At 30.9% G+C, this 26,052-nt stretch carries 23 protein-coding genes, 6 tRNA genes and 1 pseudogene; 18 read left to right on the top strand and 12 right to left on the bottom strand.

Annotation, left to right across the window (positions count from 1 at the left end; all coding sequences use genetic code 11):
• Both N5D46_RS11450 and N5D46_RS11445 read left to right on the top strand, forming a co-directional pair.
• Positions 1 to 612: pseudogene (locus N5D46_RS11450) on the top strand (SusC/RagA family TonB-linked outer membrane protein); the annotation flags it as partial.
• Between the two features lie 10 nt (positions 613 to 622).
• Positions 623 to 2,269 carry a RagB/SusD family nutrient uptake outer membrane protein gene (locus N5D46_RS11445; protein ID WP_280035578.1) on the top strand — a complete coding sequence of 549 codons (1,647 nt, stop codon included), beginning with the start codon at positions 623 to 625 and terminating at the stop codon, positions 2,267 to 2,269.
• Between the two features lie 67 nt (positions 2,270 to 2,336).
• Here the strand turns inward: N5D46_RS11445 and N5D46_RS11440 are convergent, their stop codons facing one another.
• Genes N5D46_RS11440 through rlmH form a run of 4 tightly spaced genes read right to left on the bottom strand, consistent with a single transcriptional unit; the run spans position 2,337 to position 5,138 of the window.
• Entirely contained in the window at positions 2,337 to 3,260 is a 924-nt protein-coding gene (locus N5D46_RS11440; protein WP_280050020.1) for a ribonuclease Z, read from the bottom strand.
• Positions 3,257 to 3,838, bottom strand: a complete 582-nt coding sequence (gene rdgB, locus N5D46_RS11435) for an RdgB/HAM1 family non-canonical purine NTP pyrophosphatase (protein WP_280050019.1) — start codon at positions 3,836 to 3,838, stop codon at positions 3,257 to 3,259. Before rdgB ends, N5D46_RS11440 begins: the two co-directional genes overlap by 4 nt.
• Positions 3,839 to 4,672, bottom strand: coding sequence for a type II CAAX endopeptidase family protein (locus N5D46_RS11430; RefSeq protein WP_280050018.1), 834 nt, complete (start codon positions 4,670 to 4,672; stop codon positions 3,839 to 3,841).
• Entirely contained in the window at positions 4,665 to 5,138 is a 474-nt protein-coding gene (gene rlmH / locus N5D46_RS11425; RefSeq protein ID WP_115001348.1) for a 23S rRNA (pseudouridine(1915)-N(3))-methyltransferase RlmH, read from the bottom strand. Before rlmH ends, N5D46_RS11430 begins: the two co-directional genes overlap by 8 nt.
• A gap of 26 nt (positions 5,139 to 5,164) precedes the next feature.
• On the opposite strand from rlmH, the gene N5D46_RS11420 reads away from it, so the two are divergent.
• Entirely contained in the window at positions 5,165 to 6,136 is a 972-nt protein-coding gene (locus N5D46_RS11420) for a YihY/virulence factor BrkB family protein (RefSeq protein ID WP_125348824.1), read from the top strand.
• Here the strand turns inward: N5D46_RS11420 and N5D46_RS11415 are convergent.
• Positions 6,133 to 7,008, bottom strand: coding sequence for an ion transporter (locus N5D46_RS11415; protein ID WP_280050017.1), 876 nt, complete (start codon positions 7,006 to 7,008; stop codon positions 6,133 to 6,135). The two genes, N5D46_RS11420 and N5D46_RS11415, sit on opposite strands and share 4 nt — an antisense overlap.
• A 45-nt stretch (positions 7,009 to 7,053) precedes the next feature.
• On the opposite strand from N5D46_RS11415, the gene N5D46_RS11410 reads away from it, so the two are divergent.
• Genes N5D46_RS11410 through N5D46_RS11400 form a run of 3 tightly spaced genes read left to right on the top strand, consistent with a single transcriptional unit; the run spans position 7,054 to position 11,811 of the window.
• Complete coding sequence (locus tag N5D46_RS11410; RefSeq protein WP_280050016.1) at positions 7,054 to 7,938, top strand: TIGR01777 family oxidoreductase; 885 nt, start codon at positions 7,054 to 7,056, stop codon at positions 7,936 to 7,938.
• 42 nt (positions 7,939 to 7,980) lie between these two features.
• Positions 7,981 to 9,882 carry a DUF3857 domain-containing protein gene (locus N5D46_RS11405; RefSeq protein ID WP_038334547.1) on the top strand — a complete coding sequence of 634 codons (1,902 nt, stop codon included), beginning with the start codon at positions 7,981 to 7,983 and terminating at the stop codon, positions 9,880 to 9,882.
• Between the two features lie 60 nt (positions 9,883 to 9,942).
• Entirely contained in the window at positions 9,943 to 11,811 is a 1,869-nt protein-coding gene (locus N5D46_RS11400; RefSeq protein WP_280050014.1) for a DUF3857 domain-containing protein, read from the top strand.
• A gap of 43 nt (positions 11,812 to 11,854) precedes the next feature.
• Here the strand turns inward: N5D46_RS11400 and N5D46_RS11395 are convergent, their stop codons facing one another.
• From N5D46_RS11395 to N5D46_RS11385, 3 genes are read right to left on the bottom strand one after another with little or no spacing between them, the layout of a single operon-like run.
• Entirely contained in the window at positions 11,855 to 12,838 is a 984-nt protein-coding gene (locus tag N5D46_RS11395; RefSeq protein ID WP_280050013.1) for an acyl transferase, read from the bottom strand.
• Positions 12,839 to 12,877: 39 nt separating this feature from the next.
• A complete protein-coding gene (locus N5D46_RS11390; RefSeq protein WP_280050012.1) occupies positions 12,878 to 13,405 on the bottom strand; it encodes a hypothetical protein in 528 nt (175 codons plus the stop codon).
• Between the two features lie 31 nt (positions 13,406 to 13,436).
• Positions 13,437 to 15,083 (bottom strand): Na/Pi symporter, encoded by a 1,647-nt coding sequence (locus N5D46_RS11385; RefSeq protein ID WP_280050011.1) that lies wholly within the window; start codon positions 15,081 to 15,083, stop codon positions 13,437 to 13,439.
• Positions 15,084 to 15,360: 277 nt separating this feature from the next.
• On the opposite strand from N5D46_RS11385, the gene N5D46_RS11380 reads away from it, so the two are divergent.
• The 5 genes from N5D46_RS11380 (at position 15,361) to N5D46_RS11360 (ending at position 15,844) form a co-directional block, all read left to right on the top strand.
• Positions 15,361 to 15,434 (top strand) — tRNA-Thr (locus N5D46_RS11380).
• Between the two features lie 17 nt (positions 15,435 to 15,451).
• Positions 15,452 to 15,532 (top strand) — tRNA-Tyr (locus tag N5D46_RS11375).
• Between the two features lie 7 nt (positions 15,533 to 15,539).
• A tRNA-Thr gene (locus tag N5D46_RS11370) sits at positions 15,540 to 15,616 on the top strand.
• Between the two features lie 41 nt (positions 15,617 to 15,657).
• A tRNA-Thr gene (locus tag N5D46_RS11365) sits at positions 15,658 to 15,731 on the top strand.
• A gap of 32 nt (positions 15,732 to 15,763) precedes the next feature.
• A tRNA-Tyr gene (locus tag N5D46_RS11360) sits at positions 15,764 to 15,844 on the top strand.
• Positions 15,845 to 15,944: 100 nt separating this feature from the next.
• Here the strand turns inward: N5D46_RS11360 and N5D46_RS11355 are convergent.
• On the bottom strand, positions 15,945 to 16,703 hold the full coding sequence (locus N5D46_RS11355; RefSeq protein WP_280050010.1) for a 5'-methylthioadenosine/adenosylhomocysteine nucleosidase: 759 nt from the start codon (positions 16,701 to 16,703) through the stop codon (positions 15,945 to 15,947).
• 218 nt (positions 16,704 to 16,921) lie between these two features.
• Here N5D46_RS11355 and N5D46_RS11350 point away from each other — a divergent pair, with 218 nt between their 5' ends.
• From N5D46_RS11350 to N5D46_RS11340, 3 genes are all read left to right on the top strand, one after another.
• Positions 16,922 to 17,575, top strand: a complete 654-nt coding sequence (locus tag N5D46_RS11350) for a YceI family protein (RefSeq protein WP_115001325.1) — start codon at positions 16,922 to 16,924, stop codon at positions 17,573 to 17,575.
• Positions 17,576 to 17,649: 74 nt separating this feature from the next.
• The gene (locus tag N5D46_RS11345; protein ID WP_038334569.1) at positions 17,650 to 17,976 is read left to right on the top strand and encodes a multidrug efflux SMR transporter; all 327 of its coding nucleotides are present in this window, start codon (positions 17,650 to 17,652) and stop codon (positions 17,974 to 17,976) included.
• Between the two features lie 19 nt (positions 17,977 to 17,995).
• Complete coding sequence (locus tag N5D46_RS11340) at positions 17,996 to 18,820, top strand: helix-turn-helix domain-containing protein (protein ID WP_280050009.1); 825 nt, start codon at positions 17,996 to 17,998, stop codon at positions 18,818 to 18,820.
• A 394-nt stretch (positions 18,821 to 19,214) separates the two neighbouring features.
• On the opposite strand, the gene N5D46_RS11335 is transcribed toward N5D46_RS11340, so the two are convergent.
• The 3 genes from N5D46_RS11335 to N5D46_RS11325 are packed head-to-tail and all read right to left on the bottom strand — an operon-like array spanning position 19,215 to position 22,134.
• Positions 19,215 to 20,567 carry a Mur ligase family protein gene (locus N5D46_RS11335; protein WP_280050008.1) on the bottom strand — a complete coding sequence of 451 codons (1,353 nt, stop codon included), beginning with the start codon at positions 20,565 to 20,567 and terminating at the stop codon, positions 19,215 to 19,217.
• Positions 20,568 to 20,585: 18 nt separating this feature from the next.
• Entirely contained in the window at positions 20,586 to 21,470 is an 885-nt protein-coding gene (locus N5D46_RS11330) for a lysophospholipid acyltransferase family protein (RefSeq protein ID WP_038334575.1), read from the bottom strand.
• 19 nt (positions 21,471 to 21,489) lie between these two features.
• The gene (locus tag N5D46_RS11325; protein WP_280050007.1) at positions 21,490 to 22,134 is read right to left on the bottom strand and encodes a CoA pyrophosphatase; all 645 of its coding nucleotides are present in this window, start codon (positions 22,132 to 22,134) and stop codon (positions 21,490 to 21,492) included.
• Positions 22,135 to 22,358: 224 nt separating this feature from the next.
• Between N5D46_RS11325 and N5D46_RS11320 the strand changes: the two genes are divergently transcribed.
• From N5D46_RS11320 to N5D46_RS11305, 4 genes are all read left to right on the top strand, one after another.
• A complete protein-coding gene (locus tag N5D46_RS11320; RefSeq protein ID WP_280050006.1) occupies positions 22,359 to 24,467 on the top strand; it encodes a M3 family metallopeptidase in 2,109 nt (702 codons plus the stop codon).
• Positions 24,468 to 24,562: 95 nt separating this feature from the next.
• On the top strand, positions 24,563 to 25,303 hold the full coding sequence (locus N5D46_RS11315) for a YebC/PmpR family DNA-binding transcriptional regulator (protein ID WP_115001315.1): 741 nt from the start codon (positions 24,563 to 24,565) through the stop codon (positions 25,301 to 25,303).
• Between the two features lie 85 nt (positions 25,304 to 25,388).
• A complete protein-coding gene (locus tag N5D46_RS11310) occupies positions 25,389 to 25,796 on the top strand; it encodes a hypothetical protein (RefSeq protein ID WP_115001314.1) in 408 nt (135 codons plus the stop codon).
• A 135-nt stretch (positions 25,797 to 25,931) separates the two neighbouring features.
• Positions 25,932 to 26,016: transfer RNA gene (locus N5D46_RS11305), tRNA-Ser, on the top strand.
• Positions 26,017 to 26,052 lie beyond the last annotated feature (36 nt).

Below are 26,052 nucleotides of genomic sequence, written 5' to 3'. Positions count from 1 at the left end.
GGTGTAGATGTTGCAACAGGTAAGCCAATGTGGGAAAAAATAGATGAAAAAACAGGAGAAATAACAACAGTTACCAATTATAATCAAGCAAGTCTACAAAGAATAGGAAATACTACTCCAGATTTTAATGGAGGATTTTCTTCAACAATGTCATACAAAGGATTTACATTAAGTGCAGATTTTGTGTATTCTAAAGGAGGATTAGCCTATAATGTTGGTAGAGAATTATTTGATTCTGACGGAGCATATCCATATTATAACCAAATGAAAATGCAAAGTGGTTGGAAACGTTGGACTGCTGCAGATCCAAACAATGCAACTCATCCAGAATTGGTCTACAATGGTAATGCTAACTCAAATAAAATCTCTAGTCGTTATTTAGAAGATGCTTCATTCTTAAGAATGAGAAGTTTAAGATTAGGATATAATTTTGATCAAAAAGATATTGAATCAATTGGTCTAAAAGGATTAGGATTATATATTTCAGGAGATAATTTGTGGACTGCTACAAAATATACAGGAGCTGATGTAGAAGCTGTTATTTCAGGAGATAGAACTTCAAATTATCCAAATCCGAAACGTTTCACATTTGGTTTAAATCTAACTTTCTAAAAAATTAAAAATGAAAAAAATAGTATATATATTGGCATCTGTAACTTTTTTGAGTTTAACATCATGTGACTTAGGTTATGAGCCTTATACAAGTATACCTGAAGGAGAAATTGATCATATTGATGGTTCTCCTAAAAACCTAACGTTAGGTAACTATAGCTTAATGAAGAATTGGGTAGAAAATTGGCATAGAATTACTGAATATCCAGGAGACAATGTTGCATTGAGTGGTTCTACAACAGATAATTTAATGAATAATTACAATTATCAACGAATTGTAAATAATAGTAGGGTAAATAACTATTGGGCATATTCTTACAAGATTATTGCTGGTGTTAATAGTACCTTGACGAAATTAGAAGAAGGTAAATCGCAAGAGGATGATCAATTAATTGCGGAAAATTTATATATCCGTAGTTTAATGTACTTTTATTTAACAAATGTATTTGGACGTCCTTATAATCAAGGTGCAAGTACAAATTTAGGAGTGCCAATTAAATTAAAAGATGATCCGTACGAAAATTTACCAAGAAGTACTGTAAAACAAGTATATGATCAGATTTTAACAGATTTAGATAAAGCAGAAGCTTTAATTAATGATGAAAGTCGTGATAAAGTGTACGCATCAAAAGAAGCAGTTTATGCATTATTGTCTCGTGTTTATCTTTACATGGAGAATAATCAAAAAGCAATTGAATATGCAAATAAAGTAATTGATTCAGGAAAATTTACATTAATTTCTAAAAATGAATATAAGAACTTTGCAGTTAATGCTCCTGAAAAAAATCCAGAAAATATCTTTTCAATCAAGTTTGTAAAAAATATTGATTACCCAGATGGAGGATGGTATACAATTGGTTCTATGTATGCAAATATTAATGGTTCTGGTTGGGGAGAAATGTATGCTTCACGTAAATATTTAGAGTTAGTTCGTAAATATCCACAAGATGTTAGATATTCTTTAATTAAACCAGTCTTAGATGCTGAAAAACCTAATGAATTACATGCATATTATGTAAAAGATAATTATCAATACGCTAGTGTAGTGGTAACTAAGTCAGGAACTGATTATAACTATACTGAATCTGGAGTAACGAAAACATTAATTAAAAAATCGAATGGAGCAGATGCTTTCCAATATTTTATTAATATTGAAGGAAAAGAAAGAACAGTTTTAGTCGATAATAAATTAGCAAATAGAAATGGATATTTAAAATATTATATTTTAAAATGTTCAGGCCAAGAAGATCAATCTCATTTATGGTCTCCAGTTATTTCTCGTTTAAGTGAAATGTATTTAATCCGTGCAGAAGCAAATGCAAAATTAGGAAATACAAATGCAGCTTTAACAGATGTTAATGTTATTCGTGAAAGAGCAGGCATTCCTACAGGAGGATTGTGGACTACAGCTAATTTAGGAGGTCTTTCCGCATTAGATGTTGTGATGCAAGAGCGTCAATTAGAATTGGCTTGGGAAGGTCATCGTAAATTTGATGTTTTCAGAAATGGATTAACAATGGAACGTCAATATCCAGGAACTCATTTATCAGGAAATAATCCATTTTATACAATTGCACCAACGGCAAATGAAATTGTAGAATATATTCCAGAACAGCAAATAAACTTATCTAAAGGAGTTTTAGTTCAAAATCCTTAATAGGTAAAACATTTATAAAACAAAAAAAATCCGTTCGATTATTCGAACGGATTTTTTTATATTTTAATTACAAACTTTTTATTTTTATTGTTTTCAACAATTCAGGTAAAGCGGTATTCGTAAATTCTTCTTGGGCTTCGATTAATAAAGGTTTATAATCGTGATAACGATTAGAAAAATGACCTAAAATTAATTTTTTTACATTGGCTTGTTTCGCAATCATTCCAGCTTCTTTTGCAGTTGTATGTCCTGTGTAAACTGCTAAATCTTTCAATTCATGCAAAAATGTTGATTCATGATACAACAAATCGACATCTTTTATAATAGGAACAATATCCGGTTTATATTTTGTGTCTGAACAAAATGCGTAACTCAATGATTTTTGAGCATCAAACGTTAAATAATCATTCGGAATTATTTTTCCAGATTCTAACGTAAAATCTTTTCCATTTTTCAAATTTTGATAATCGCAGATTTCAATTTCAGGAAATTCCTCGATTGTATCCATATTCAATTTTCGAGGTTTTGGCTTTTCTCGAAAAAGATAACCATTTGTATAAACTCGGTGATTTAGTGGAATAGAATAAACTTCAACTTTATCATCTTCAAAAACTAAAACAGATTCTTTTGTATGTAATTCATTGAAAATAATCTCGAATGAATTATTAGATTCTGTTAAGCGCAATTGTGTCGTAATAAATTCCTCAATTCCTTTCGGACCATGGATATGCAAAGGCATATCGCGACCAAGCAATTGAAGTGTAGAAATTAATCCAATCAATCCAAAAACATGATCACCATGCAAATGCGATATAAAAATGTGATTTATTCGGTTGAATTTAGCCTTCGCTTTTCGCAATTGTACTTGTGTTCCTTCGCCACAATCGATCAAAAAATAGCGTTCTGCTATATTTAATAATTGAGCGGTCGGATGCGTAAAAGCTGTTGGTAATGCCGAATTAAATCCTAATATTGTTAGTTGTAAACTCAATTTACGTTTAGATTAGTTAAAAAATCGTTTAATTTTTCGACAGCTTTTCCTCTATGACTAATGGCGTTTTTTTCTTCAGCAGTCATTTGAGCAAATGATTTTGAAAAACCATCAGGAATAAAAATAGGATCGTAACCAAAACCATTATCACCCATAATTTCGGTAGCAATTGTTCCATTTACGCGACCTTCGAAAAAATATTCTTTTCCATTCAAAATTAAACAGAAAATAGAAATAAAATAAGCTTTTCGATTCGTTTCTCCTTCCAATTCTTTCAACGCTTTTGCGATATTATCTTCGTCTTTTCCAGTACCTGCATATCGAGCAGAATATACACCAGGCGCACCATCTAACGCTTCTATCACTAATCCAGAATCATCTGCAAAGATATTTTTACCCGTTTTATCGAAAATAGTTTTCGCTTTTAATTGCGCATTTTCTTCGAAAGTTGTTCCAGTTTCTTCAATTTCATCAAAGAAATTAATATCAGTCAACGATTTCATCGATAGGTAAGAAGGTAACATTTTTGTAACTTCTTTTACTTTATTGTTGTTATGTGTGGCAAAAATTAATTCCATTTATATTGTTTTTTGTTCTGTTTTTTTGATTAATAAATAGACAGATAAAATTCCGATAAGTGTCATTCCTCCAATTAATAAATAATCTCTTTGCGCAAAAACTTCGCCTTCCATATCGCCCTGTATCAGCATTAACGAGTAAGAAAGTGTGTTGTTTAAGAAATGTAATAACATAGGCAAAAACAACGATTTTGTACGGTAATAAACTACTCCAAAAATGATTCCTAAAAGTCCAGCGCCTATAAATTGCCAAGGATTCATGTGTGCGCATCCAAAAATAAATCCATTGATTAAGATTGCAGTGGTTGGATTTATATTGAAATTTAGCATTCCTTTCAAGATTATTCCTCTAAAAATAATTTCTTCGAAAATTGGAGCCAAAATACAAATCATAATAAATCCAGCGATTTTGTAATCTAACATCATTTCAAAAGAAGCTTGAAAGATTTTATAGATTTCTTCTAAAGGTCCAGTTGTTGGAATTAAACTTGTTGCAACCTCGGCTAAAGGCAAAAGAAATAACCAACAAGCTATTGATAATATGAGCTGAATTGGAGTAAAAGAATGTTTGATATCTTTTAAAATTGATGCAAATTTAGTTTGTGTCAACATCAATAAAATAACAATTGCGCAAACCGTTCCTGTTAAAAATCCTAACGGTAAAAGTAAGTGATTAAGCGGTTTGTAAAAAAGTGCTGGAACTGAAATAATTCCGCCAGCAAACTGCATTATAATCACTGCAATTGCGCTATACAAAAGAGCTTTTCCAATACCAAAACTTAGTTTATTTTCTTGCTTAGGAACAAATTCTTCAAATGGAGAGGTGTTATTCATGATGATAAGGTTTACCCTGCAATATACTAAATCCTCGGTAAATTTGCTCAGTCAAAAATAGACGAACCATTTGATGCGTAAATGTCATATTGGATAAAGACATTTTTTTATTTCCACGATTGTAAACAGATTCGTCAAAACCATAAGGACCACCAATCACAAAGACAAGATTTTTGACAGATTGATTCATGTAATTCTGAATATCATCTGCAAATTGCTTCGAAGTAGGCTGTTTTCCTTTTTCATCCAAAATAATAACAAAATCTGTATTGATGATTTTATTCAAAATTTGCTCAGCTTCTTTTTGTTTTTGTTGAATTTCGGACAAATTTTTACGATTTTTGATGTCAGGAATTTCAATTCTTTGATAATTAATGTGCGAAGGCAATCGATTTTCATACTTTTGTAATAGCATTTCGATGGCTTTTTCGTCTGTTTTACCGATACAAATGGTCGTAATATTCATTCAAAATTATTTATTGAGACAAAAATATGCGCATTCTACAAGATTTTAAAACATATACAGGAATAAATTATTTTCGAGCTTGGTCGAAAACAAAATTGATGAACAAAAATACAGGTATCACGGTATATGATTTCTTGAAAGTTTTTTGGATTCGCGTCATGAAAGGTAATTTTCCGTTGCGTTCGGCAGCAGTTTCATGGATTTTATTTTTTAGTATGTTTCCATTTTTGCTTTTTTTGTTTAGTATTTTACCGCATTTGGTTTATTACCAAGAGATAAAAAACTTGTTATTTACACAACTTCTTCCGCAACTTTTGCCTAAACATGTGAGCAATGAAGTGATTTCGTATATTGATAAAACGACGGCTGTACAAGGAAAACGTAAAGTGAATTATTTCTTGATTTTGATTACAATTTTTATGTCATCTAACGGAATACAAGGAATTATAAATGGGTTTAATGTTTCGTATCAAGATGTTTATGTAAAGCGAAAAAACTCAAAATCGAGAATGATTTCGATAATTTTAACCTTGTTTTTTACAGTTTTTATTGTGTTACAAGTGTTTTTATCTTATTCGACATCAATTATTTGGAAATACTTAACCAACGTTTCATTTTTAAGTAAACTTGGACAGTTTTCGTATCTAATCAACTATTTTTCGGTATTTCTTTTCTACTTTGTTTCGATGTGTATGTTGTATTATTTCGGACCAAATCACAAAAAATCGCGTAGCACAGTTTTACCTGGTGCTATTTTGACATCAGTTTTGTTCTTGTTAACTGTGATAGGTTTTAATTCGTATTTAAGTTATTTTACAAACATTGATTTGTTGTATGGATCGCTTGGATTAGTAATGATTATGATGATTTTTGTATACATCAATGTGATTTTGATGTTAGTTGGTTATGAATTGAATATGTCAATTAATTACACCAAAAATTACGAATACGTTAACCATATCGACAATAATCGATTTATTAATTTGGATAAATTTTAAGGCTCATTTAAAAGATGCCCGCAGGTTTTGCAATAAATAGCACCATCTAAATGATAATCATCACCACAATTGCGACATCTTTGTGTATTTGTAGGGATATCTTCATTATGTTTAGCTGCTTTATTCATTTCCATTGTTACAATACTTGTCGGAACAGCAATTACACCATAACCTATAATCATAACAACAGATGCTAAAAATTGTCCCAAACCAGTGACAGGAGAAATATCACCATAACCTACTGTTGTTAAAGTAACAATTGCCCAATAAATACTGATTGGTATACTTGTGAAACCAGATTCAGGATGATCGTGTTCGACCATATACATGATAGATCCGATAACGACAACAATTAAGAGAACAAATGATAAAAAAACAATGATTTTATCTTTACTTTCTTTCAGTCCAAGTACCAATACATTTTTTCCTCGTGTGAATCGTGTAAGGTTAAAAATTCTGAAAATACGTAGCAATCTTAAAATACGAATACTTGCTAGGTATTTACTTGTAGGTAAAACTAAACCAAGATAAAACGGTAAAATAGACAATAAGTCAATAACTCCATAAAAACTAAAAATATAGCGCCAACGATTTTTAACACAATAGATTCTTAATAAATATTCTATAGTAAACAAAAAGGTTAAAATCCATTCTAAAGATACTAAAACTGTATGGTGTCTCGCATTAATTGCTGGAATAGACTCCAACATAACCAAACCTACACTTAATAAAATTAAAAGTAATAATGAGATGTCAAAAAGTTTTCCGTAAGGCGTATCAGCTTCAAAAATGATATCGAAGATTTTTTGTTTTAGCTTCTTTTCTTCATCAGCCCCCATTCTTTTTAGATAAGGAAATCGACCTTTAAACATTGGTTTATATTTTTGGAATGAGCTAAATTAGGAAAAAATTTTAGTATGAATATTCTATTGACTGGTGGAAGTGGATTAATTGGTTCAGAATTAACAAAGATTTTAATTGAAAATGGTCATCAAGTTCGCATTTTGACAAGAGAAAAACAGATTGAACATCCTTTTTATCATTGGGAGAAAGATACAATTGATGAAAAAGTTTTTGAAAATTTGGATGGAATTATTCATTTGGCTGGAAGCTTAATTGCGAAAAGATGGACAAATTCTTACAAAAAAGAAATTTTTTCGAGTAGAGTTGATACAGCGAATTTACTTTTTGAGTATGTCAAAAAATTGAATATTGATTTGAAATTTTTTATCTCCGCGTCTGGAACTGCTTATTATGGACAAATTACTTCGAACAAAATTTTCAAAGAATCTGATGAACCGAATATTGATTTTTTAGGTAAAGTTTGTGTCGCATGGGAAAATGCTGCTTATCAGTTCGAAAAAATAGGTGCAAGAGTGGTTTGTCTTAGAACTTCTTTGGTTTTGTCAAAAAACGGTGAAGGTTTCAAATTATTAAAAAAACCTATTCAACTTGGTGTAGGAGCAAATCTTGGCGACGGAAAACAATGGATGCCTTGGATACATATTACAGATTTGATACAAATGTATGCGGAAGCTGTGGATAATGATAAAATAAAAGGAAGTTATAATGCATCTTCACCACAATATATAAACCATTCGGAATTCAATCATACGTTAGCGAAAAGAATGAATAAACCTTTTTTTATGCCAAATATTCCTGCTTTTGTTATGAAATTAGCATTAGGTGAGATGAGTAGTTTAGTCCTAAATGGATCTAGAATTGACGCAACTAAAATTCAAGAAACAGGTTTCAAATTTCAATATCCTACTTTAGAAAAAGCGTTGAAGGAGTTGCTGTAAATTGATTTCTGTTTTATATATTTGATACAATTAATATTACTTATGAAAAAACGTTTATTCTTTATTGTTATTTTGTTTTTTTACACTTTGCATGCTCAAAAATCTTTGGGAGGTTTTGATAAAATAACAGCAGAACAAATAGCTTTAAAACAAGTTCCTTTTGAAAAAGATGCAGACGCTGTTATTCTTTCGGAAGTTGGCTATATTAATATTACAGGAGGTAATTATTATATTGATATAAAGAAACGTGTAAAAATTTTGACAGATAAAGGAATTGATCATGCAAATATTGAGATTGAGTATTATTCTAAGAATAATGCAGAAATTATTTCAGATATAAAAGGTCAAACAATTAATCAAGATAATGGGCAGTTTGTCAATTATCCGCTTGATAACAAGGAAATATTTGATGTAAAATTGAATGATTATTATAGTGTTAAAAGACTTGCTTTTCCCAACATAAAAGTAGGATCGATTATAGAAATTCAATATAGAATTACAGGAAATCACTTATATTTAATTGATGCTTGGGATTTTCAACATTCCTTGCCAACTATGAGTAGTAAGTTTAAAGCTGAAGTCACTGGTTATTTAGACTACACAAATTTATTGATTGGTAAGAGACTGGTTGAAAAGTATGCAAATAAAAATAGTAAAGCTGAATGGGAGTTAACTAATATTCCGAGTTATAAAGAATTAAAATTTGTCTACAATATCAAAGATTATAGTGAGAGAATTCGTTTGCAATTAAAAGGTTATTATGGTGAAAGTGGTAGTGTTTTAGGAAATGTACCAAAGTATAAAACGACTATACAAACATGGAAAGATTTAAAGAACGAATTATTAAATAGTAATAATAAGTATCTTAATGAAAGTTATGTAGGTAAAATAGCTAATGAAATTCCAAATGGAGCTACTCAGCTTGAAACATTGAAGAATGTTGTAGATTATTTTAATAAAAATTTTAAGTGGAATTATTTTCGTTCAATATTTCTAAGTGAAACTCAACGTACAATAGTAGATAAACATACCGGTAATTTGGCAGATTTAAATACTCTTTTTCAAACATTATTAAAAGCAAAAAATATAAAATCTGATTTATTGTTAGTAAGTACAAGACAACATGGTAAATTAATTACTAATTTCCCTTACTTAAATCAATTTGATGCAATAATTAATTTAGTTGAATTAAATGATAAATCGACTTATATTATAAATGCTGCAAATGTTTCGGTGGAACAATTAAGACATCCTTCGATAAATATCTTCAATGATTTAGCATTTAATATGAACACAAAAGAAGATGTTTTTCTTAATCTAAAACCTCAATTATCTTCTTATGAAGCAAATTTTTCGTATACAATTCAAGAGAATAAACAAATTACACAAACAAGAAAAGAAATGTTTGACGGTTATTTCTATAATGAGAATGTAAAAGATAAAAATGACCTAATATACACCTATTTAACTCCAGCTATCAATACAACGTATGATGATACAAATAACAAAGGAATTTTTTATGATAATAATGATGAGAAATATAAGAAAATGACACTGGGTGTGGCGCAAATCAACAATAATAATAGTTTTTATACTGTAGAAAATCCTTTAAAACAGTATCTATCAACTTTTATTTTTGATGAAAAAGATAGAAAAAATAAAATTGAATTTAATTTTCCTTTATATTTTGTGGTTAATTCAAAAGTTAAAATTCCTGAAGGTTTTGAGGTGATTTCTCCATCAGATTTTACCAAAACAGTGAAACCAAATGAAGATTTATTGTATCATCAAAATTTTCTTATAAAAGATAATTCAATACAAATTTTGACACAGCTTTTAGTAAATAAATCTGTTTTCGAAAGTAAAGATTATTCAACATTAAAGAGCTTTTTTGAGTATGCTCAAAAATTATCTCAGCAAGAATTTATTATTAAGAAAAAATAATTCTAATTTAACTTTAAACCCTATTTGTAAATCGTACTTTTGCAGGAATTACAAATTGAAATGAAATTAAAAATTACTTTACTCTTTTTATTTATTGCATTATATACAAATGCGCAATCGAAAGATTTAAAATTCGGAAAAATTTCGGAACAAGAAATTAACTTAACTCAAGTTCCTTTCGAGAAAAATGCAGATGCTGTTATTCTTTCGGAAGAAGGAAAAATGGATTTAACTTCGTCTAATTATTATTTGACTGTAAAACGAAGAATCAAAATACTGACTGATAAAGGACTTGATGAAGCAAATATACAACTGAATTATTACAGCAAGAATAGAAATGAATCTATAAGTGGAATCAAGGGAAGTACAATTAATATTGTAAATGGAGTAGAGCAAATGACTCCGATTGATGAGAAAGAAATTTTTGATGTTTCTCTAAATGAATTGTATGCTGCAAAACGTTTCACTTTTCCAAACGTAAAAGTTGGCTCTATTATCGAATATACTTATATCAAAAGTAGCGAACACAATTTTTCTATTGATGCGTGGAATTTTCAACACGATATACCAACGCTTTCGAGCAAGTTTCGATTAAATAATCAAGCTTATGGTACCTATTCGATTATTACAATTGGTGATGGTTTGAATACAAAGTATAAAGGCAAATCAAGTTCAACAGAATGGTTATTACATAATATCCAAAGTTATAATCAATTAAAATACGTTTATAATCCTGAAGATCAAAGTGAACGTATCAAAATTCAGGCTGCTACTTATCATACAGATGGAGCAAAGAAAACTACGATGAGCGCGTGGAGAGATTTGATTCAAGATATAAATGCACAATATGATTTGTATCGAAATCCTTCTGCAATCAGAGATGTAGCGCAAAATATTCCGAATGGAAAAGATGAGGTCGAAACCTTGAAAAATGTGATTGAATATATTGATTCAAATGTAAAATGGAACAGATTTTATGGAATTATTCCAACGCGTTCAAACAAAACTTTATTGAAAGAAAAGTCTGGTTCTACGGCAGATATGAATCTTTTATTGAATGAAATTTTAACAGCCAAAGGTTTCGAAACTTCGATGGTTATGTTTAGTAGTCGTCATCATGGACAAATTTTGTTTTCTTATCCAATTGTCAATCAATTCAATTCTGTTTTAACGGTTGTGAAATTGAATAATGGCGCTTCAAATATTATTTTAGATGCTTCAAAATTAAACAAAGAGCAAATCGAATTTGGACCTTTAGATGTGTTTAATTATCATGGAATTGTCATCAAAAAAGGTGAAGCTTTTTTTGTAAAGTTGAATCAAAAATTGTCCTATTACGAATCATCATTAAAGTATGATTTTATGAGTAATGGAAATTTAGTTCTCTATCGTAAAGACAAATTCAATGGTTACTTTTATGATGATGATGTAGATGAAAAAAATGTTTTGAATAGATATTTGACTGAATCTTTAGATATACGTTTGGACGAAGAAATTAATGATAAAACAGTTTTTGAAACGGATTCTTACGTTAAAAACTATAAAGCAAAAACTGTAATTCCGAATGCTCCATTTTATACATTTATTAATCCTTTACGCGAATTTTTAAAACAATATACTTTTGAAGATATCAATCGTCAACGTAAAATAGAATTTAACTATCCCTATTTGTTTAATATTCAGGTGAAATCTAAAATTCCAGATGGTTACGAAATGATAATTGATGAAAAATACAAAGCGCATCACAAAACTGAGCTTGGTTTAGAATATTATCAAGAAGCTAAAGTAAAAGATGGACAATTCACGTTAGCGATTCAATTTTTATTACCAGAAGGTGTTTATGAAGCGGATAAATACAATGAATTGAAACAGTTTTTTGAGAAAATAAAAACAGAATCTCTGAAAGAAGTTTTAATGAAAAAGAAATAAACCAAAATCCCGCACTGAATTTTTCAGTGCGGGATTTTGTTTATTATTCAATTACCATCAAATTACAACCTCGCACATCCGAATGATCGAAACGTCCTAAGATTTCAAATTGATTGTGAGATATTTTTTTACCTAAATCATCAGTTGCAATAAAACTAATCGAATTGTAATTTGCCAAATCAATCACATTTACGCCACCTGTTTTTCCTTCTTCAACATACTGGAAAGGATCTTCGGTTTCTCTGATCAAAATTCGCATCCAATTTGGCGATTTAAACGTTAAATCTCCTCGAGAATAACCTTGCGAAAGCAATTCCGTCATTCCATATTCCGAATGAATTTCATTTGTTCCGAAACCATTTTTCAAAATTGAATGCAATTCTTCGCGCGTAATTTCTTTCTTGCGACCTTTCATTCCTCCAGTTTCCATGACAATTGTATGTTGCAAATTCATTTTATAATTTTCGACAAAATCTAATAAAGCAAACGAAACACCAATCAAAATTGCTTTTTTACCCGTTTTTTCGTGGGCGATAAGATTTTCGTACAATTCATCGTGATTATACAAATAGAAACCACTTTTATCGCTACCAGATTTCTCAATCCAATACTCCACCATATCAATTAAAGACGAACCTGTACGTTCCAAATACGAAGGCAAAAGTGCGAAAATAGTGTAATCGGAAAGTGGACCATAAAATTGTTCGAAACATTTTTCTAAACTGTAATGATACAACGCCAAATCCGTAACCAAATGCTTACTTGTCGACATTCCAGTTGTTCCAGAACTTGTAAAAATCTTTTCCACTTCACGATTTCCCGAAATCAATTCAAATTTCTTAAAAAACTGGATCGGTAAAAAAGGAATTTCGTTGGTGTGTTTTACAGTAGAATAATCAACGTTCAAGAAATTTAAGAAGTTTTTGTAGACTTCATTTTCTTGCGCTTGATAACGGAAAACTTCCAATGCAACGTTTTGGAAATCTTCTTCGGATTGAATAGAAAAAATTTGCTTTGAATCAAACATTTTGCAAAATTACAAAATAGAGTAGAAGTGTGCGAAAAATTAATTATTCTTTTGATTTTTATAAATTAAATAGATTATTGAAATAGCCATTCCGAAATAAGAACCATAATAGGCACCTGAATGCATAAACATAGCATTAATATAATTTTTAATATTAATAATATCTATTTCAACTTTAAAAGGCACATTTTCTAGATCAAAAAATAGGATTGCAATAAAATACCCTAAAAGACTTCCAATTAAAGCAAAAGTGAAATTTATAACTATTGAATTAAAGATATATTTTAAATTATTAGATGTTTTTAAAAATAAAAATATTACAGAATATATTAAACCAAAATAAAAACCTAACCAATAAGTACCTAAAAATCCAACAATAGCTGCGTTTATTCTCGGATTAGTAATATTCCATTCTGAAGTTCCAAATTGAAAGAAAAAATATTTTTCAAATAATTCATTAGAGATTGAAAAAGATATTTGATTATGACAAATTCCAAAAAGAATAGCAATTAATGTAGAGAAAATAATAATTAGAATAATTGATAAAATTTTAGAAATTATATTCATATTTAGATAATTTCTTTAAACTTACAAAAATCTACTGATTTTTTAGCTTAACAATTGTTGCATTAGCTTTGTATAGATGATCACCAAGAATTTCGTAATTCTGAATTAAATCTTTGTAGAAAAGCGCACTTGTAGTCAAAAGCTTCTCTTTTTCGATTGTCTTCATCAAATTGGCTTCGGCATCTTTGTAAATTGTATTAATCGTTTTTTCGATAAACTCCGCTTGTTTAATAGAAACTTCTTCTTGTGTTTCGTTCAAATTTTGATTTAAAATACGTGTTGTTTGATCTAAATTGTTTTGAAATTCGACCAAATAGGTTCTCATTTTTGGTGTAAAATAACTATTTGTCATTCTACGACGACGATGAATAGAAGAAATCTTAATCGCAATATCGCCCACACTTTCCAGATGATGACAAAGTGTAATTAGTTGATGAATCGCAATTGTATTTTCGTTTGGTAAATCTAAATCAGCAATTTCATTCAAAAATTCATTGACTTCTCTCTCCAATTGATCACCTTCTTTTTCCAGTTCCAAAATTCGTTCACGAAAAACCAAAATCTTTTCTTCATCACTTTCAGTAATCATTCGCCCAAGCGTATAAATCGTTTGTTTCGTTGTAGAAGCGAGTTTCAGAAGTTTTTTGTTGGCTTCATTTTTATATAGGTCAGAATTTGTTCCGAATGGAATTGCATAAAATTCTAATTTATTGTCTGCTGATTTTACAGAGAAATATTTTTTCTGACAATAGAAAGCTATTTTATTGATAAAAGGCGTAAACAAAATGACCCCGACGAAATTACTAATAGTATCAAAAGTAATCAGTTGAACAGCGATATTTGATGAAATTGTTGTTCCAATAAATTTTAAAACAAAATTTGCAATTAACATAAAAATAAACGCAATTACAATATTGAAAAATGTATGAAATGCTGCGACAACTTTTGTGTATTTATCTCCAATTGCGGCAACTAAATGCGCTGTAAAAGTTGTTCCTATATTTGCTCCCAAAACGATCATTGCAGCTAATTCGATAGGTAAACCTTTGCTCGCTAATAATATTGCAATCGTAATAGATGCAGATGAAAAGTGGACTAAAACCGTTAATAATATTCCGAATAGAATAAATAACAAATTAGTCAAAAAGCCATAATGTGATAAGTGCTGAAAAAATTCTTGTAACTTCTGATGACTTTCGATAGATGGCAAAAAAGTTTTCAGGAAATAAAGCGAAAGGAAAAGTAAGGAAAGCGAAAACAAAATTCCACCTACTTTTCTTTGGTTACGTTTTTTCGATAAATAAAATGGAAAAGCGACCAATATAAGAGGCAATGCAATTTGTACCAAATCGAATTTCATTCCGAAATAGACCAACCACAATGTAAGTGTAGTTCCGATATTTGCGCCTAATATTAAGCCAAATGCTTTTCGCAAATTAATCAATCCAGCATTTACGAATCCCAATATAAACACACTTGCAGCCGACGAAGATTGTATGGCTGTTGTAAAAAGAGTACCTGTAACAATTGTCGAAAAATTGTTTTTGGTTAATTTGTTTAAAGTGCGTTTAAAATTCGATCCAGATAATGCTTGTAAATTTTCGCTTAATAGTTTTATCGCAAAAATGAACAAAGCAATTGCTCCGAAAAGTTGCAAAATTTGTATGATAAGATGCATTAATGATTAATTGACCACAAAAATAGGGACTCTAATGTAAATAGAATATTATCTTTTTTACTTTTATTGAAAAAAAGTTTAATTTTTTTTTGAATTCTAAAATTCTGATTTTCAAAATTGAAGTGATTTTTTCGAAAAAACTTCTACTTTTTTTTGAAAAAACATTTGCGAGATTCGAAAAACTGCCCTAATATTGCACCACGAAAAAGGAACAACACTTCTTTCGAGAAATGAATCTCCTGTTTTCAATTTGAAATATTCAAATAATAATATTTTTGCCGATGTAGCTCAGCTGGCTAGAGCAGCTGATTTGTAATCAGCAGGTCGTGGGTTCGAGTCCCTCTATCGGCTCAGCAAAAATATAGGTCGGGGAGATACTCAAGCGGCCAACGAGGACGGACTGTAAATCCGTTGGGTAACCTTCGCAGGTTCGAATCCTGCTCTCCCCACTAAAAAGCCGATGTAGCTCAGCTGGCTAGAGCAGCTGATTTGTAATCAGCAGGTCGTGGGTTCGAGTCCCTCTATCGGCTCCAAAAAAGTTTATATTTTACTTTTAAAACAAAAATAAAAAATCGCCGATGTAGCTCAGCTGGCTAGAGCAGCTGATTTGTAATCAGCAGGTCGTGGGTTCGAGTCCCTCTATCGGCTCTTCTTTTTTGAAGAATACTTTATTATTAGGCGGGGAGATACTCAAGCGGCCAACGAGGACGGACTGTAAATCCGTTGGGTAACCTTCGCAGGTTCGAATCCTGCTCTCCCCACAATCCATTTTAAATATTTGGAAAGCAAATCATCAAATCTTTTGATGATTTTTTTTATTAATGTGTTCATCATAAAAAAAAGCCCTTTTTAAAGGACTTTTTACTTGATGATGTTCTTAATAATCTCTATTGAATATACATTCGAAATTTTTTGTATAAAACTATTAAAATCTACTGTAGAATGATCGTCGGCATCGTCTGATATTGTTCTGATGATGATAAAAGGAATATCAAACTCGTAACAAACTTGTGCTACTGCAGCGCCTTCCATTTCGACACAAAGTATTTCGGGTAAATTTTGTTGTAATTTTTCTTTCTGAGAATTAGTTGAGAAAAATAAATCTCCAGAACCTATTAAGCCAACATGTAGTTGAGGTTGATGAATATTAAATTTATCCAAATCTTTTTCAGAAATCACATTATGTAAATGTTGCTCTTCTAAAATTTCTAAAATAGCTGTTGTCGCAACTTCTAATTGAGAAGAATCAGCCTCAAAATAAGCTTTTCCTAACATTGGGATTTCGTAAGTAGGAAAAAGAGGTTGAGCATTCATATCATGTTGAATCAAACTTTGTCCTAACACAATATCTCCAATTTTTACATCAGCATGAATTCCACCTGCAACACCTGTAAAAATCAATTCAGAAACGTTAAATTCAAGGATTAAGGTTGTAACCGTAGCAGAGGCAGCAACTTTACCAACACGAGAATAAACGACCACAACTTTTTGATTGTTTAATTTTCCAGTAAAATAACTTCTTCGACCAATTTTATGTTCTTGCTTGTTTGTTAATAAATTGACTACACCGTTTATTTCTTGCGGTATAGCGCCTATTATTCCTATTATTCTTTCGCTCATCTTTCCAATTTGAAAGCGAAGTTACCAATTTATTTTCTGTATTTGTAAACCGAACAATAAATCTCATAAATTAAGATAAATGGCAAACAAATGATAATCAAACATGTATTTAGAAGATTTTTTATCATCTTACAAAAGTAGAGTTTTTTCAGAATATGTTAAAAATCAATTGTGAATTAGTCTTGGCTTGTTGTATTTTTGTAGCATAAAAGTTTGAAATGAAAAAATTATCTATAGCGATTATATGCTGTGCATCAGTAATGCTGATGAATTGTACGAATAAAACAGAAGAAAAACCAGTTGAACAACCTGCTAAATCTGCTGTTACAGTGGAAGAACCAACGGAAATTGTAGAGGGTGTAATTAGAAAATCTGGAGTTGAGTGGACGGCTTATAAAACAACAGAAAAAGTGGCTGTTTCAGGACGTTTTGATGTTGTTTTGGTGAAAGACGCAAAAGAAGATGGAAAAACGCCTCAAGAAGTTTTAGAAGGTGCAAATATTATAGCGACAGTTGCTACATTAAATTCAGATCAAATTGATCGTGATCAAAAATTGAAAGATATTTTGTTCGGAAATATGATCAATACAAGCGAAATCAAAGGTCAATTACATTTCAGAGATGGTAAAACTTTCTTGAATTTAACGTTGAACAACGCTTCTAAAGAATACGAAGTAAAATCGACATTTGAGAACAATGTTTTTACAATTGAAACAGATGTTGATTTGATGGATTTTAACACAGGAAAAGCGATGGAAGCTCTTAATCAGGCTTGTTTCGAATTACACAAAGGTGCAGATGGCGTTTCTAAAACATGGAGCGAAGTACACATCAAAGGTCAAGTAGAATTTAGTGATAGTTTCGGTAAATAATTCAAAAAATAAATAATTAATTTTAAGGCTACAATTTTTTGTAGTCTTAATTTTTATAAATAAATCAGTAAAAAATGAATTGGGTAATTTTACTAATCGCAGGATTGTGCGAAGTCGGTTTCGCATCATGTCTTGGAAAAGCAAAAGAAGCAACCGGAAATGATACGTATTTATGGTATGGTGGTTTTTTATTTTTCTTAACGGTGAGCATGGTTTTGTTGGTAAAAGCAACGCAAACATTACCAATCGGAACGGCTTATGCAGTTTGGACGGGAATTGGAGCGGTCGGAACAGTTTTGGTCGGAATTTTTATTTTTAAAGAACCAGCAAGTTTTTGGCGTGTTTTCTTTTTAACTACTTTAATCTGCTCTATTATTGGATTAAAATTTGTGTCAAATTAACTGAAAATTGTGTTGATTTATGGAGAATTTTAATGTTTTTGATCAAGAGGAATTTATTCAGCAAACTGTCGAGAATAAACGTTTGAAAAAAGATTTGATTCAAACGATTTTTATTCAACATGGTTATTTAATTATTTCTCAAAATGACCAAGAAATTAAACTTAAACAACACGATGTTTTTTTTCCTGAACCTAATAAATCTTACCAAATAATTTCAAAATCATCTGATTTAGAATTGTTGAGTTTAGTCTTAACCAAAAAGATTTTAGATACGTCGATTATCGATTTGAGTGGTTATGAATACAACCAATTTTTTGGCGAAAGTAGAATCAATAATTATCATTTCAATGAAATAGAATTTTCTGCTTTAATCGAACTTTTATTGCAGTTAAAGTTGCGTTTGCAAGAGAAATCGACCAAATTCGTACGCTATTTACAATTCAACTTATTTTATGCGATTGTTTACACAACGTTTAGCGAACTTTCGAAACAACAAACAATTATTGTAAGAAAAGGAACGCGAAAAGATGATATTGTAAAGCGTTTTTTGAATGATTTAAATAAGAGTTATACAGAAAACAGAGATGCAAAATATTATGCAGATAAATTGAATATTACAGTACGATATTTAACTGAATGTTGCAAATCAATAACAGTTAGAACGACAAAAGAATTGATTAGTTCTGTTGTGATTCGCGAATCAAAAGTATTGTTGAGTGAAACAACTAAAACAATCTCTGAAATTTCGAATGAGTTAAACTTTTCTGACCAATATTCATTCGGAAATTTTTTCAAAAAACATCTAAAAATTAGTCCAACTCAATTTAGAAAAAGTTTACAATAACTTCCGTTTTGGACATCTTTAGGCTACTTTTCAAACTTTTTTTAATCTCGATTTTTATCATCTTTGTTACTATCAAAAGGGTCACTATAATTTTATAGTAAAAACAGAGGTGTTTTTTGATGGCGAAAGCTAACAAAAGTGAGTAGAGTATTACTAAAAGTTTATATCACCTCTGTTTTTTCTAAAATAATGTTTTTAAAATTAATAGTTCCGAAAAAGTTTAAAATAGTTCTAAGTTTACTGATATTTGAAAAGAAGTAATCCAAAAACCCCAAATAATTATTTTGACCATTTGACAAAAAATAAAAAGAGAACCTAAAAAAAATTAAGTTCTCTTTTTCTATATTTTATAGATATTTAAGTGGAAATCACCTTTTTTTGAAAGGTGATTTTTTTATGCTTTAAATAATTCATTCAAGTTTATTCCACCGAAGTTTCCTGAACTCATCATCAAAAATACTTTATCTTTTTTATCTAAACTTTCAATATAATCTTGCAATTGTTCACCATTCGTAAACACCAAAATCGAATCGTCTCCAAACGCTTTTTTGATATCTTCTGGCGAAATCATTTCCATACGTTTTATTTCTAACGCTTCTGGGCTATACATCACAATTTTGATATCAGCTTTGTCTAAAGCGCCTTTGTATTGAACCAAAAATTCAGGATTCAAAGACGAATAGGTATGAATTTCTAAACATCCCACAACTGTTTTATCTGTATATTGTTCTTTTACCGCATTGGTCACCGAAGTTACTTTACTTGGCGCATGAGCAAAATCTTTATACGCAACAAAATCAGAAGTACGATTAATTAATTCCAAACGTTTAGACGCACCTTTGAATGATTGAATTGCTTCGTTGAAATCATCATCCATTACACCTAATTGTTTACAAATTGCACGAGCACCTTCTAAATTCATCAAATTATGATTACCAAAGACTTCTAACGGAATTGGACCATCTTCTGTTTCGATAAAAGTGATTCCATTTTCGATAAAATGTTCTGGTAAATGATAAGGAAATTTCTTGATTGCTTTCTCCGTTTCTTCAACAACTTTTACAACCTCTTCGTCCGTTTCGTTGTAAATTAAAGCACCTCCATTCACGATAGATTCTACGAATTTTGAGAATTGCGAAGTGTAATCTGCAAACGTTGGAAAAACATTGATATGATCCCAAGCAATACCTGAAATCAACGCAATATTTGGTTGATACAACAAGAATTTTGAACGACGATCTAAAGCAGATGATAAATATTCGTCACCTTCCATAATCATAAATTCGTTGTCTTCTGTCAATTTTACCATCACATCAAAACCATCCAATTGCGCACCAACCATATAATCAACATCGATATTATGATAATGTAAAACGTGAAGAATCATTGATGTAATCGTCGTTTTTCCATGCGAACCACCAATTACAACACGCGTTTTATCTTTCGATTGTTCGTACAAATATTCTGGATATGAATAGATTTTTAAACCTAATTCTTGCGCACGTAACATTTCAGGATTATCAGCGTGAGCGTGCATTCCCAAAATCACAGCATCTAAATCTGACGTAATTTTTTCTGGAAACCAACCCATTTCTTCTGGTAAAATACCACGTTGATCCAAACGTGTTTTCGAAGGTTCGAAAATTGCGTCATCAGAACCTGTTACTTGATATCCTTTTTCGTGCAAAGCAATCGCCAAATTGTGCATAGCACTACCGCCAATTGCAATAAAATGAACTTTTTTCATTTTGTATGTTGTATTCTTTTAGTCTTTTTTATTTTCTTCGTCGTAGCCCATTTCTTCGAAATCATCAAACTCTTCGTCATCTTCATTCAAATAATCATCCAATGATTTTTCACTATTTTCAGCAAGAATTTCGTCCATTGGTCGAACCTTATTAAACTCTGGCGCTTGCTCAATTGCATTCATAATTTTTTTCATGATAGCATCACTCGAATCATTTTCATAATCGATTTCCAAGGGCTCTTTGAATGTCATTGTCGCATTAATTCCACGTTTTTTGATGCGCAAACCTTTTTTATCAAAAGCTCTACGAAAACCATCAATCACAACTGGAATTACAATTGGTTTATTTTTCTTGATTAGATGCGCAGTTCCACGACGACCAGGCGCAAACGCAGTTGTAGTCCCTTGCGGAAATGTTACGACCCAACCACTTTGCAACGCAATGTCGATATTGTTAATTTCGCTTAAATCAACTTTTCTATTTACATTTTCTCCTTTTGCACGCCACGTTCTTTTTACGGTTACCGCTCCTGTGTAGGCAAATAATTTTGTCAAAAGATTATCTTTCATCGTTTCCTCAGCGGCAACGTAATAAAAGTCAATCTTAGGATTAAGTAAATAAATTGGATTTTTGATGGTATCAATAAAACCATTTTTTACACTACAAAATACATGATACATCGCGAAAACATCAGCAAAATAAGTTTGATGATTCGAAACGAATAATACATTTTGAGCTGGTAAATGAACCAAGTTTTTTGTACCGCTAACTTTTAGTTTATTAAAACCATTATAACGGTTATAGGTAAATGATCCTAATAAGAAAATTAACGTCCTTTTTAGGAAATATAGATGTCCAAATGAATCGCGAAATGCGTTCTTTTTCTTTGCTTTTTGAGACACGAGTTCTTAATTGTTTAAGTTACAAATTTAATACGATTTTTAGATAATCTTTAAATTCTTCTAAAATCATTGCCGTTGCACCCCAAAGAAATTCATCATCACCAATGTTATAACCAGGAATTTCGACAACTTGACCAGAAAATTCTCTCTCAAAAACTTCGTAATCAGCATTCAAAAAAGCTTCCAAATTTAACGGAACAACGTATTGTACCTCACGCTCATCTGGATTGAAATGTGGCTCTCCATGATAAATTCCGATGTAAGGATAAACCAAGAAATTGCTTGGCGGAATATACATTTCGCTCAATTGTCTTACAATCTCAATGTTTTCGTAATCTACACCAAGTTCTTCCACAGTTTCGCGAATAGCAGTTTCGTCAAAACTAATATCTTGTTCTTCAAATTGTCCACCTGGCAAAGAAAACTGATGCGAATGCGCGCCTTCATAAGAAACACGCATGGTTACTGGAAATTCAATTTCTCCTTCTTTGTTTTGATACAATAAAATCATGACAGACGCACTTCTTGGATTGGTACGTTTTACATATTCTAAATCAAATTTTTGACGATATGGAGGTGAAAGCTTTTGGTGCGATTCCCAACTCGGCAATTCTTCAACACTTTCGGCTAATAAATATTTTAATTCTTCTAAATCTAAATACAAAATGGATTGATTTTTAGGGTAATAAAAAAGAGTGAAATTTTTCCTCACTCTTTTTCAAAGATAATTATTTTCGTCGAAGAAAATTCAACCTTTTCGGTAAGGTTTATTAATTATTTAACTTTTAAGATTTAACCTAAATATTTTCCATCGTTTGAATGAAAAACAGAATGTTTTTGAAATTTCACATTATAAGTTTAACTTCGTTAGGTCTAAAAATAATAAAAATGTTTAATAAAAAACTTTTTTACGGAATGATGGTTGGATCGTCAATCCTAGCCACTTCTTGTAGCGAAAAGTCAACAAATAGTATGTGGAACGATAAAAATCCTTTTTTTGAAGTAAGTACATTACCTTATCAAACGGCTGATTTTTCGAAAATTAAAAACGAAGATTTCAAACCTGCTTTGTTGCAAGGAATGGCTGAACAATTAGTCGAAATCAATAAAATTGCTAATAATTCTGAAGCACCAACTTTCGAAAATACATTAGTCGAAATGGAAAAATCTGGTCAATTATTAACACGAGTTAATCATGTTTTTGGATTATTGACTGGAGCAAATACAAACGAAACATTGCAAGCAGTAGAGGAGGAGATGTCGCCTAAATTTGCGGCTCATAGCGATGCAATTTATTTGAATGATAAATTATTTCAACGTGTAAAAACTTTACATGACAATAAAAAATCATTGAATTTAGATAAAGAATCATCTCGTTTGTTAGATGTATATTATCAACGATTTGAATTGGCTGGCGCAAATTTATCTGCTGCACAAAAAGACGAATTGAAAAAATTGAATGGAGAAATAGCTTCTTTGGAAACTAAATTCTCAAATCAATTATTAAAAGGAACAAAATCTGGTGGCGTTACTTTTACGAAAGAAGAATTAGTAGGTTTGAGTGATGCTGATTTAGAGGCTTTCAAACAAGCTGATGGAACATATTTAATCAGTTTATTGAATACAACGCAACAACCTGAGTTGCAAAATATGACTAATGCAGCTTCAAGAAAAAAATTATTTGATGCAGCTTGGATTAGAACAGAGAAAAAAGACGAAAATGATACGCGTGCTACAATTTTAACTTTGGTTAAAAAACGTGCGGAGAAAGCTAAATTATTAGGTTTTGCGAATTATGCAGAATGGAATTTGCAAGATCAAATGGCGCAAAATCCAACAGCAGCAAAAGGGATTTTGAATCAAATGATTCCAGCCGCTACTGCAATGGCACAAAAAGATGCAAAAGAATTTGAAACGTTAGCAAAGAAAGAAAATCCAGCAAATACATTAACAGCTGCGGATTGGAACTATTATGCTGAGAAAGTTCGTAAAGAGAAATTTGATATCGACGAAAATGAAATGAAGCCTTATTTCGTTTTAGATTCAGTTGTAGAGAATGGAATTTTCTTTATGGCGAAAGAATTGTACGGAATCTCATTCAAAAAACGTACAGATATTCCAACTTGGCACGAAGATGTAAAAGTTTACGAATTGTTTAATGAAGATGGTTCTCAATTGGGATTATTTTATACCGATTATTTCAAAAGAGATTCTAAACAAGGAGGAGCTTGGATGAGTAATCTTGTAGAGCAATCGCACTTATTTGGAACAAAACCTGTTATTTATAATGTCGGAAACTACACAAAACCTGCAAATGGTCAACCTGCGTTGATTTCGTATGATGATGTGGTGACAACTTTCCACGAATTTGGACATGCGTTGCACGGTTTCTTTGCGAATCAAAAATATCCAACTTTATCTGGAACAAATGTTTCAAGAGATTTTGTAGAGTTTCCATCGCAATTTCACGAACATTATGTAACGGAACCATCTATCCTAAAAAATTATGCGAAGCATTATCAGACAGGAGCTGCGATTCCTGATGCGTTGGTAGAAAAAATGAAAAAAGCATCTAACTTTAATAAAGGTTATACCTTAACAGAATTACTTTCTGCTGCGGCTTTAGATTTGTCTTGGCACACTGTTTCTGTTGATAAAACAATAACAAGTGTAGATGATTTTGAGAAACAAGCCTTAATTGATAACAAAACAAATTTACCACAAGTTCCGCCTCGTTACCGTTCTTCTTATTTTAGCCATATTTTTGGTGGAGGATATGCAGCGGGATATTTTGCATATATCTGGGCAGAAATGTTAGACCATGATGCCTACGAATGGACAATAGAAAATGGAGGAATGTCACGTAAAAATGGTCAAATTTTGAGAGATAAAGTATTTTCTCAAGGGAATTCGGATGATTTGAATGTGATTTACAAAAATTTTAGAGGTAAAAATCCTTCAATTGAACCAATGTTGAAATACCACGGATTGAAATAATCATTCTAAAATATTAACAACTTAAAAATCCAAGACATAGTTCTTGGATTTTTTTCGTTTTATGAATAAATTTGCAACTATTAAAACAAGTATAAATGGGAAGAGCATTTGAATTTAGAAAAGGACGTAAAATGAAACGTTGGGCGGCAATGTCTAAAGCGTTTACTAAAATTGGGAAGGATATCGTAATGGCAGTAAAAGCAGGAGGACCTGATCCGCATTCAAATTCTCATCTTCGCGCGGTAATTCAGAATGCGAAGGCTGTAAATATGCCTAAAGATAATATCGAACGCGCAATCAAAAAAGCATCTGATAAAAATACAGAAAACTATAAGGAAGTTATTTTTGAAGGTTATGGACCTCACGGAATTGCCGTTTTAGTTGAAACTTCTACAAATAACAACAATCGTACAGTAGCTAACGTTCGTTCTTATTTCAGTAAATGTAATGGACAATTAGGAACGCAAGGTTCTGTTGAATTTATGTTTGATCATATCTGTAATTTCAAGATTCAAAAACCTGAAAATCTAGATTTAGAGGAATTAGAATTTGAAATGATTGACTTTGGAGTAGAGGAGATTTTTGAGGATGAAGATGGAATTGTATTAATTGCACCTTTTGAAAATTATGGAACAATCTATAAATCGTTGGAAGAAGGTGGATACGAAATTATTTCGTCAGAATTTGAAAGAATTCCACAAACGACAAAAGAATTAACAGAAGAACAAAAAGCTGACATCGAAAAATTGTTAGAGAAATTTGACGAAGATGAGGACGTAAATAACGTTTATCATACGATGAAAGAAGAGGAAGAAGAGGAAGAAGAGGAAGAATAATCTTTTTTGAAAAGAATAATATGAAAACCGTTTAATTTATTTTAAACGGTTTTTTTTATCTTTAACTATAATTGAATTTTTGAGAATGATAAAAATTTTTACTTTACTTGGTTTGATATTACAATTTGTAGCATTTTGGATGGCTGCGCCAGAAATTCTTGGAGTTGATTGGTTAAGTAAAACCGAAGAAATGATTCGGAAAGCAATTAACCAGTTGCCACAATTAATATTAGCTGTATTAGGAATGGCGATGGGAGTGATGTTTTATCATTCGATGAGTTCTTTTTTTGTATTTATCGTTGTTATAATGATTATAATTTTATTATTGATTTTCTATAAAAAAGTAGAAAAGCTTTTGGACGAAAAAATCTCGAAACCATTGGTTAATAAATTAATCTTGAATGAAACTTTTCGCTTTACTTTATTGAAGTTTGCCGCTTTGTTTTTTACACTTGGTTTTCTTATTCAGATAGCTTTGGTAGTTATTGTATAATTTTTTTTTTAAAAAATATTTATTTGATACTGAATAAACTATGTTTTTGTATTAAAAAAACTTTAAATTAAGGTTTGCAAATTCGAAAAAGCGTTCTATATTTGCACTCGCAATACCGCAATAGACTGCGTTATTGGAGAGTTGGCAGAGTGGTCGAATGCGGCAGTCTTGAAAACTGTTGAGGGTCACACCTCCGGGGGTTCGAATCCCTCACTCTCCGCGAAAAGCTTGAACATTTGTTCAAGCTTTTTTTGTT

Source organism: Empedobacter sp. GD03865 (genome assembly GCF_029840775.1).
Classification (GTDB): domain Bacteria; phylum Bacteroidota; class Bacteroidia; order Flavobacteriales; family Weeksellaceae; genus Empedobacter; species Empedobacter falsenii_B.
Note: the sequence above shows the minus strand (reverse complement) of the source record. Positions and strands in the feature narration are given on the sequence as shown.